The sequence below is a fragment of the Bradyrhizobium sp. BRP20 genome (assembly GCF_020194215.1).
Taxonomy (GTDB): domain Bacteria; phylum Pseudomonadota; class Alphaproteobacteria; order Rhizobiales; family Xanthobacteraceae; genus Bradyrhizobium; species Bradyrhizobium yuanmingense.
Window position 1 is genome coordinate 419,921 of the sequence record NZ_JADYVY010000006.1, and the last position, 9,130, is coordinate 429,050.

Annotated in this window: 5 protein-coding genes and 1 pseudogene; 3 read left to right on the forward strand and 3 right to left on the reverse strand. The window is 67.4% G+C overall.

Annotated features, from left to right (window positions below):
- The first annotated feature begins 145 nt into the window (after positions 1–145).
- Together I6F33_RS17710 and mfd are read left to right on the forward strand one after the other, a co-directional pair.
- A complete protein-coding gene (locus tag I6F33_RS17710) occupies positions 146–436 on the forward strand; it encodes a succinate dehydrogenase assembly factor 2 (RefSeq protein ID WP_036028114.1) in 291 nt (96 codons plus the stop codon).
- A complete protein-coding gene (gene mfd / locus I6F33_RS17715) occupies positions 433–3,951 on the forward strand; it encodes a transcription-repair coupling factor (RefSeq protein ID WP_225143505.1) in 3,519 nt (1,172 codons plus the stop codon). The genes I6F33_RS17710 and mfd overlap by 4 nt, the downstream gene beginning before the upstream one ends.
- Positions 3,952–4,083: 132 nt before the next feature.
- Here the strand turns inward: mfd and I6F33_RS17720 are convergent, their stop codons facing one another.
- From I6F33_RS17720 to I6F33_RS17730, 3 genes are all read right to left on the reverse strand, one after another.
- Complete coding sequence (locus tag I6F33_RS17720; RefSeq protein ID WP_109143700.1) at positions 4,084–5,307, reverse strand: hypothetical protein; 1,224 nt, start codon at positions 5,305–5,307, stop codon at positions 4,084–4,086.
- A gap of 87 nt (positions 5,308–5,394) precedes the next feature.
- On the reverse strand, positions 5,395–6,897 hold the full coding sequence (locus I6F33_RS17725; RefSeq protein ID WP_225143507.1) for a class I adenylate-forming enzyme family protein: 1,503 nt from the start codon (positions 6,895–6,897) through the stop codon (positions 5,395–5,397).
- A gap of 4 nt (positions 6,898–6,901) precedes the next feature.
- Positions 6,902–8,746: an extracellular solute-binding protein gene (locus tag I6F33_RS17730; protein ID WP_225143529.1), complete on the reverse strand. Its 1,845-nt coding sequence runs from the start codon at positions 8,744–8,746 to the stop codon at positions 6,902–6,904.
- 258 nt (positions 8,747–9,004) lie between these two features.
- Here I6F33_RS17730 and I6F33_RS17735 point away from each other — a divergent pair.
- A pseudogene (locus tag I6F33_RS17735) lies at positions 9,005–9,130 on the forward strand (invasion associated locus B family protein); the annotation flags it as partial.

A 9,130-nucleotide genomic window follows, 5' to 3' on the forward strand; every position in this document is an offset into this window, starting at 1 on the left:
ACGCCGTCCTTCAGACGGCTATGCCCGGCCATGACGGATTGGAGGGACGACCTCCCGCAACAAAGGGCTGACACCGGGGGTCCGAGTGGCTATATCACCCCCGCCCGGCACGTCCGGGCTTTCTGCGTTTGACTGGATTTGAGACATGACGGGAACGACACGATCGAGCAGCGGGCTGGATGACCGCCGCAAGCGGCTTCTGTTCCGCTGCTGGCACCGCGGCACGCGCGAGATGGACCTGATCCTCGGCCGCTTCGCGGATGCCGAGATCGGCAATCTGTCTGACGACGAGCTGAGCCAGCTCGAGACCTTGCTCGAGGTCAACGATCCCGATCTCTATGCCGCCATCACAGGTGACAAGGTGCTGCCGGCCGACGTCACCGGCGCGCTGTTTGCCCGCATCAAGGCGTTCCCGATCGCGGACGGCAACGCATGAAGCAGGGAATGAAATCTCCGGCCGAGCTGCTCGCGCCCGGCCGCGCGCTGACGCTCGCCAATGTCGCGGAAGGTGCCGAAGGCCTCGTCGTCTCCGATCTCGCGCGCGCCATCGCGGCGCGGCCGAAAAAGCCGGCGGTCAGCCTTGCGGTCGTCTGCCGCGACGGCGGGCGCATGCAGTCGCTCGAACGCGCACTTAGGTTCTTCGCGCCCGATCTGCCGGTGCTGACCTTCCCGGCCTGGGACTGCCAACCCTATGACCGCGTCTCGCCGCATGGCGGCGTTCTCGCCCAGCGCCTGACCACTCTGGCGCGGCTGGCCTCGCTCACCGGCAGCGACAAGCCGCTGATCGTGCTGACCACGGTGAACGCGGTGGTGCAGCGCGTGCCCGCGCGCGAGCTGGTCGCGGCGCAGGCGCTGTCGGTCGCGCCGGGCAATGTCGTGCCGATGGACACGGTCGTCGCCTGGCTCGAGCACAACGGCTACAACCGCTCCTCCACCGTGCGCGAGCCCGGCGAATACGCCGTGCGCGGCGGCATTTTGGATCTGTTTCCGGCGGGCCTCGAGCAGCCGGTGCGGTTCGACTTCTTCGGGGACAGCCTGGAATCGATCCGCTCCTTCGACGCGGAGACCCAGCGCACGCTGCTCGACATGCGCTCGCTCGACCTCGTGCCGGTCTCCGAGTTCCAGCTCGTCACCGACACCATCCGAAGATTCCGCATGGGCTATGTCGCCGAATTCGGCGCGCCCGAGCGCGACGATGCGCTGTACGAGGCTGTTAGCGAGGGCCGCCGCCATCCCGGCATGGAGCACTGGCTGCCGCTGTTCCAGGACCGGATGGACACGCTGTTCGATTATCTGCAAGGCGCGGCAATCGCGATCGAGCCGCAGGCCGAGGACGCCGTGCGCGAGCGCTTCAAGCAGATCCTCGACTATTACGAGGCCCGGCGCGATGCGATGGAGCATCCCGGCGGCGGCGCGATCTACAAGCCGCTGCCGCCCGACCGGCTGTACCTGACCGAGGAGGAATGGACCAAGCGCCTCGGCGCGATCCCGCTGGCGCGGCTGACGCCGTTCTCGGTGCCGACCGACGGCACCGGCGTAGTCGATGCAGGTGCGCGCAAGGGCCGCGATTTCGCGCCGGAGCGCAACGACAGCAATGTCAACGTGTTCGAGTCCGTGGTCAGCCACGTCATGGCGCTGCAGGCGCAGCGCAAGAAGGTCGTGATCGCGCTGTGGACGGAGGGCTCGCGCGACCGCATGACCTCGATGCTGCGCGACCACAAGCTCGCCCACACCACCAGCGTCAATTCGTGGCGGACGGTGCAGGCGACGCCGCGCAACGAGACCATGCTCGCCGTGCTCGGCCTCGAGAGCGGCTTCGAGACTGACGAGATCGCCGTCATCAGCGAGCAGGACATCCTCGGCGATCGCCTGGTGCGGCCGCGCAAGGCCAGTCGCAAGCTCGACAATTTCATCTCGGAGGTGACGAGCCTCACCGCCGGCGACATCGTCGTCCACGTCGATCACGGCATCGGCCGGTTCATCGGCCTGCAGACGCTGGACGTCGCCGGCGCGCCGCATGACTGCCTCGAGCTGCATTATGCCGCCGAGACCAAGCTGTTCCTGCCGGTCGAGAACATCGAGCTCTTATCGCGTTACGGCTCTGATCAAACCACGGTCGAGCTCGACCGCCTTGGTGGCTCGGGCTGGCAGACCCGAAAGGCAAAACTGAAGAACCGCATCCGCGAGATCGCGGGCGAGCTGATCAAGATCGCGGCCGAACGCATGCTGCACGAAGCGCCGAAGCTGCCGGTGCAGCAGGGCGTCTACGACGAGTTCTGCGCACGCTTCCCCTATGACGAGACCGAGGACCAGCTGGGCGCGATCGAGTCCACGCTGAAGGATCTCGAAAAGGGCCGCCCGATGGATCGCCTGATCTGCGGCGACGTCGGCTTCGGCAAGACCGAGGTGGCGCTGCGCGCCGCCTTCGCCGTGGCGCTCGACGGCAAGCAGGTCGCGGTCGTGGTGCCGACCACGCTGCTGGCGCGTCAGCACTACCGGACCTTCAGCGAGCGCTTCAAAGGCTTCCCGGTCAATGTCGCGCAGGCCTCGCGCCTGATCCCGACCAAGCAGCTCAACGAGGTCAAGAAGGGTATCGCCGACGGCTCGGTCGACATCGTCGTCGGCACCCACGCGTTGCTCGGCAAGGCGATCAAATTCCGCGACCTTGGCCTGCTCATCGTCGACGAGGAGCAGCATTTCGGCGTCAGCCACAAGGAGCGGTTGAAGGCGCTGCGCGCCGAGGTGCACGTGCTGACGCTGTCGGCGACCCCGATCCCGCGCACGCTCCAATTGGCACTGACCGGCGTCCGCGAGCTCTCGATCATCGCATCGCCCCCGGTCGACCGTCTCGCGGTGCGAACCTTCGTCGCCCCGCACGATCCCCTGATGATCCGCGAAGCGCTCCTGCGCGAGCGCTATCGTGGCGGCCAGGCGTTCTACGTGGTGCCGCGCATCGACGATCTCGCCGAGGTCAAGGACTTCCTCGACAAGAACGTGCCCGAGATGAAGGTCGCGGTCGCGCACGGCCAGATGCCGCCGGCCGTGATCGAGGACATCATGACCGCGTTCTACGACGGCAAGTTCGACGTTCTGTTGTCGACCACCATAGTCGAGTCCGGCCTCGACATCCCCAACGCCAACACGTTGATCGTCCATCGCGCCGACATGTTCGGCCTTGCCCAGCTCTACCAGCTGCGCGGCCGCGTCGGCCGCTCCAAGCTGCGGGCCTATGCGCTGTTCACGCTGCCGGGGCAGCAGAAGATCACCGCGCAGGCCGAGCGCCGGCTCACCGTGCTGCAGTCGCTGGAGACGCTGGGCGCCGGCTTCCAGCTCGCCTCCCACGACCTCGACATCCGCGGCGCCGGCAATTTGCTCGGCGAGGAGCAGTCCGGCCACATCAAAGAGGTCGGCTTCGAGCTCTATCAGTCGATGCTGGAGGAGGCGATCGTCAACCTCAAGGCCGGCGTCTCCGAGCCCGCCGCCGATCGCTGGTCGCCCCAGATCACCATCGGCATGCCCGTGCTGATTCCGGAGGACTATGTCAGCGACCTCTCGGTGCGGCTGTCGCTGTACCGGCGCCTGGCCGATCTCGACACCGAGGAGGAGATCGAGAATTTCGGCGCCGAGATGCGCGACCGCTTCGGCGTGCTGCCGGACGAGGTACGCTATCTGTTCAAGGTCGCCGCGATCAAGGCGTTCTGCCGCAGGGCCAATGTCGAGAAGATCGACGCCGGCCCGAAGGGTGCCGTCATCGTCTTCCGCGACAATTCCTTCGCCTATCCGGATCGCCTCGTGAGCTTTATCCGCAGCTACGGCCAGGCCGCCAAGGTGCGCCCCGACATGAAGGTGGTGTTCCTGCAGGACTGGGAAACGCCGGAGGAGCGGCTCGCGGGCACGACGGAGATCATGCGGCAGCTGGCGCAGCTCGCCGAGAGCAAGAAGGCGGCGTAGAGGCACCGGCCTCACCGCGTCATTGCGAGGAGCCCTTGCGACGAAGCAATCCAGAGTCTTTCCGCGGAGGGATTCTGGATTGCTTCGCTGCGCTCGCAATGACGGTGGTTATTGCGACAGCCCGCGAGAAAGCTACGACGCGGCCCTTGATGCATCGGCCGACAGTCGCGCCAGCAAGGACCTTGCCGTATCCGACGGCGACAGCGAGTCCACGCTGACCACGGGATCGCTGCGCATCTCGTGCTTGCCGTTGGAGGTGTGCCGCATCACCGCCGACAGGCGGCGCGCGATCATATGCGCGGTGCGGAAGTCGGTCTCGGCGAACACGACGATGACCGAGCCGTCCTTCTGCGCGGCGCCAAAATCCATCTGCCGCATCAGGCGGCTGAGGATGCGGGCGGCGTCGAGCTGGGCGCGGGGATTGTTGGGATCGAAGGCGAAGCGGGCGACCGAGAGGCCGCCGCCGCGGGCGAGCGTCTGCTCGACCGCCTTGGCGAAATCGCGGGCGAAGGCTTCCACCGTGAGCAGGCCGCTGCGCGGATCGAGCCAGCCGCCGGCATCGATCGAGCGCAGCGTGCGGCTCAGCTGCGCTTCCATGGCGTGCTGGCGGATCAAGGGCAGTGCGTTGGCGGCGATCCTCGGCGGCTCGCCGGTGATCAGCTCGAGATTGGGAAGGTCGTAGCTCTGGGTGAGCTGGTGGGCGGTGACGACCACGGGCAGGCTGCGGAAGCGGGTGTCCTCGGCGAGCACGGTCAGAAACGCATCGGTCACGCGCGCGGTAAAACCTTCGGCGAGCACGACGCCGTCGAGATCGCGGGTGTTGAGGTGTTTCGCGGCAGCCTCGATCGAGAGCGCACCGACCACGCCGACGCGTTCGCCGAACGCGACGGAGAGCGCAGGGTAAGCCGCGCCGCGGCCGATCAGGAGCACGGTGGCATCGCGTGCGGGATCGCCCTGCGGCAGCGCGATTTTCACTTCGGGCAGCCGGCGCAGAACCGTTGCGTGTAATGTCCGCACGCGCAGCGCCGCCCGGAGCCGCGCGATCAGCCGGTCGGGATTGCCGCCGCGCGAGGAGAAGGGCAGGGCGTTGTGCGGCAGCGTGCCCGCCGCATCCAGGGCCACGAAGGGCAGGTAAGGCGATTGAGCGGTGATCGTCTTTGCGAGCCGCGTCACATGCGGCTCGTGTCCGGCATGGACCGCAGCGAGAACCGCGGCCGGCTGCACCTCTTCGACCGCGCGCGGCGCGCTGGTCCAGTCGGTGTCGACGACGGGAAAGAGCCGGGCCTCGTCCAGCGCCGCCACGAAGGCGGGGCGTTCGGCATCGGACACAAACAGGATCGGGCCCGCCTGGGACATGTAAAAACTCTGATCGCGCAACAATTTGCCGCCGCAATCTAGTTTGGCCGCCTTAATGCTGCGTCAACGCAGGCGCTGAAACCGCGCCTAGACCGGCCCGGAGCGGTCGCGAAAAGCCTCGACCATCAGGGGGTTAAGCCCGAGCTCGCTGAGCGCCTCGCGGGCGCGGGCATTGTCCTGGGCGCGCCCGGCGAGCCGGTGGCCGGAGAGGCGGTCGGGCAGCGCCGTGAGCAGCGCGCCCTGGCCGAGCCGGCGCGCCCATTCCTGCAGGTCGTTTGAGAGGAAGCGATAGCCGCCGACCGCCATGATGCCGGAGGGCGGCGCTGTGATGCAGATCGCGCCGCTCGGGCGATCGAGCCGCGCGGCATAGCCGGTGTCGACATAGTCGCGCGGCGGCTGCGCCGTCAGCGTCTCGCCGACCGGCTGCGGCGGGGCGTAGGCCGCGATCGGCACCATCGCGCCGCGCAGGCCAAGCGTGCCCTTCGGCGTCAGCAGGATCTCGCCGGCGATGGAGGAGCCGGACTGCTCGCGCGGAGCGCCGTGCGGCCCCGGCATCACCGGCACCGGCATGCCGTCCTCGCCGCGGCGGGCGCCGAACAATCCGGCCTCGCCGAACAGGTAGACGTCGGTCAGCGGCGCATGCGGCGCAATCCAGGCATCGCTCGCCGCGACCTGCTCGGGCGCGCGCCACAGGCCGATGACGTTGCGCAAAGTCGGCATCCGCGCCGCGAGGTCGGCATCGCCGAGCCGCAGCGCGAGCTGCGCCGGCGCGATCAGCACCTCGCATTCGTGCTCGTTGATCTGCTGCTCCAGCACATCGTTCTCGAACGGATGATGCAGCGCCATCGTGCCGCCCGAGAGCAGCCACACCGCGAGCGAGGAGGCGAGCCCTGCGAACGACATCGGCGTGAACGCCGCCATCACGGTCGCGCCCTGCTTGATGTCGGCTTCGAGCGACATCGCAAGGCCGCCCGCGATCAGGCTGAAATGCGACCGCGGCACCGGACGGAAGCCCTCCGCCGTGACGTCGAAGGAGATCATGGCCGCCTTGCGGCCGTCCTGGATCACGGCGCGCGTGGTGCCGGGCGGGCGTGCCAGGACGTCGTCGAGCGAAGCCATGCCTTCGGGCAGGTCGCTTCCGAAGCCGTAGACGTGCCGGATCGAGAACGCCTCGGCCGCGGCGTGCATGGCGAGATCAGCATAGCTGACGCCGTCGACCGTGCTCATGGTAACGATGGCGCGCGCGGCGGTGCGGTTGAGCGCTGCGGTCAGTTCCGCATGGCGCCAGAGCAGCGGCAGCACGGCGACAACGAGGCCGGCGCGATGGGCCGCGAGCACGGTCAGCACGAACTCGACAGTATTCGGCAGCTGGATCGCGATGACGGAATTGGCGGGCAGGCCGGATTCGACGAAATGCGCCGACAGCGCCTCGATGGCGATATCGGCCTCGGTATAGGTCATCCGCCGCGGCCGGTGCCCGGTGATGCGTGCCTTGTTGAGCGGATCGAGCAGGGCGGTCGCGTGGGGCTGCCGCATCAGCGTGCGCTGAAACAATGTGTCGAGCGTCGGCGATATTGCTGGCTGGTTCACGGCGTCACTTCGCTTGATGAGCTTGCGGCTGCCCCTTCGACCACCAGGTCTCCGGCAAATAGCCCGAGAGCGAGGTGGTCTTGGGCCGTTCTATCCGATTCCAGCGCGCGATCCATTGCTCCGATACGTTAAAGAGCGGGATTGTGTAGAAGCCCGCGATCAGAGCGCGGTCGAGCGCGCGCACCGCCGCAACGAAATCCGTATGTTCACGGGCCTCGAGCAGGGCGGCGATCATGGCATCGACGGCGGGATCCCTGGCGCCCATGTAGTTGCGGGTGCCCGGATTGTCCGCGGCCGCACTGCCCCAATAGAAGTACTGCTCGTTGCCGGGCGACAGCGACTGGTCCCAGCGGTTCTGGATCATGTCGAACTCGTAGGCGAGCCGGCGCTGGTCGAATTGCACGGGATCGACCGAGCGCACGCTGGCCTCGATGCCGGCGCGTCTGAGGTCGCGCTGGAAGGCGAGCGCGATGCGCTCCTGGTCGCGCGTCGTGACCATGATCTCGAAGGTGAAGGGGCTCTTGGTCGCGCGATTGCGCAGCACGGTGCCGTCGAGATCGTAGCCGGCCTGCGACAGCAGCTTCAGCGCGGCGCGCAGCGTGGTGCGGTCGCGGCCTGATCCGTCAGTGACCGGCAGGCGGTAGCTGCCGTCCAGGATGTCGGGCGGCATCCGTGTGGCGAACGGTTTGAGCAGCTCGCGCTCGCGCGCATCCGCAGGCCTGCCATGGGCCGACAGTTCCGAGCCGGCGAAATAGCCGGCCACGCGCGAATAGAGCCCGAAGAAATAGCTGCGGTTCACCAGCTCGAAATCGAGCAGCAGCGTCAGGGCCTGCCGCACACGGATGTCGGCGAAGACAGGACGGCGGGTGTTGAACACCAGGAATTCGGACGGCTGCGGCAGGCCGGGCTTGACGGTGTCGCGGATCACCTCGCCGCTTTTGGCTGCCGGAAAGTCATAGCCGTCGTGCCAGCGCAGCGGCTCGTGCTCGACGCGGAAATCGTAGAGGCCGCGCTTGAACGCCTCGAACTGCCCGTTGGCCTCGCGAAAATAGTCGAGCCGGATCTCGTCGAAATTGTAGAGCCCGCGATTGATGGCGAGGTCGCGGCCCCAATAATCGGGATTGCGCGCAAGCGTCACGCTGGCGCCGGGCTTCACCGCCGTGACGCGATAGGGGCCTGAGCCAATCGGCGCCGTCAGCGTCGTTTCCTCGAAGGTCGCGACGTCGATGGCGTGCTTCGGCAGGATCGGCATCAGGCCGAGAATTAGCGGCAGCTCGCGGTCGTTGGCGCCTGTCAAGTCGAATCGGACGGTGAGGGGATCGGGCGCTTCGGCCTTGGCGACCTTGCCGTAGTATTGCCGGTGATTGGGGCGGCCGCGGTCGCGCAGCAACTGCCAGGAGAACAGCACGTCCTCGGCCGTGACCGGCTTGCCGTCGGAGAAGCGGGCGCGAGGATCGAGACGGAAGGTGACGAAGCTTCGCTCGTCATTGGTTTCGACGGTCCTGGCGAGCAGGCCGTAAAGCGTGAACGGCTCGTCCTGCCCGCGCGCCAGCAGGCTCTCGACCACGTAGTTGCGGACCGGCTGCACCGCCAATCCCCTCACGATGAAGGGATTGAGGCTGTCGAAGGTGCCGAGAATGCCCCAGGTCAGACGGCCGCCCTTGGGGGCATCGGGGTCGGCGTAGGGCATGTGGCTGAAGCCGGCGGGCATCGCCGGCTTGCCGTGCATGGCGATCGCATGGGCCTCCTCGGCCGCGGCGGTGCCCGCCGACAGCATGCCGGCAAGCGCAAGGGCAAGCGTATAGAGGCGGAGGCCGGGGCCCTCGAAGAGGCGCTGGAACATGAACATCGGCACAAGGTGATTCGAGGACCGTCGGGCGAATCTTATCACAGGGAATTTGATGGGGCTTTCGCGCCAGACCGGCCAAAGACGCTTGTCGGCATTGATCTTTTCGTCGGCCACGTTAAGAAGGCACCCAATCGCGCAAGAGCGTCGAGACCGTCACTTATCCGCCTCAATTGACGGGGAGAGAGCCGCGCCCAAGGCGGCCAGGTTCGGCGCTTCGGAGCGGTTCGGGCACTTCCCGTTCAGAAAGGGTTTTCCGCAATGAATTTCCGTTACTTGGCCGCGTCCGTCCGGCCGCGCGGGCGACTTCTCGCCCTGTTGACGGCGACGGCGTTGGCCGTTCCGTTTGCCGCCGAGGCCCAGACCCCTGCGCCGGCCCCCGGCGCC